The 588-nt window shown below is 53.4% G+C and carries 1 protein-coding gene; it reads right to left on the bottom strand.

Translation table 11 applies throughout. From position 1 onward, the window contains the following. The coding region (locus NF867_RS03405; protein ID WP_252586142.1) for an immunoglobulin domain-containing protein at positions 1-588 on the bottom strand (588 nt) is incomplete at both ends.

The raw sequence follows: 588 nt of genomic DNA, 5'->3' as shown, positions 1-588 counted from the left end.
GGTTACTTTTACAGTATATGAACCAGAAGTGCTTACTGTTAAGGTATTGCTGTTGGTGCCTACCGGGGTTGCTCCCTGGAACCACTCGTATTTCACATTCGCCTGAGCCGGTGCCGTTAAGGTTACCGAGCCGCCGCTACAGAAGGTGGTCGGTCCAGAAGGACTGATCGTCGCTACCGGTAATGGATTCACCGTTACACTCACCGTTGCCGAAGTGGCTTTACAGCTAGTAGCCGTAAAGGTTACCACTACGGTGTAAGTTCCACTGGTGGTCGCCGTAAAGCTGTTCGAGTTAGTACCTACCGGAGTAGCGCCGTTGTACCACTGGTAGCTCGCTCCTGCCTGCGCCGGTACCGAGAAGGTTACCGAACCTCCCTGACAGAACACATGCGGCCCTGGGTTGGTCAACGTTACATTCGGAATCGGGGTGATCGTTACCGCTACCACGTTCGATGGTGCCGAACAAGTGGTGGTTGGATTAGTCACCACTACCGAGTAGTTACCGCTTGTGGTTGCACTGTACGTATTGGTGTTAGTTCCTACCGCTGTGGCTCCGTTGTACCACTGGTAATTCATGCCTGCCTGTGA

The organism is Solitalea agri (assembly GCF_023914155.1).
Classification (GTDB): Bacteria; Bacteroidota; Bacteroidia; order Sphingobacteriales; family Sphingobacteriaceae; genus Solitalea; species Solitalea agri.
The sequence above is the reverse complement of the archived record's forward strand: the minus strand, read 5'-3'. Positions and strand labels throughout refer to the sequence as shown.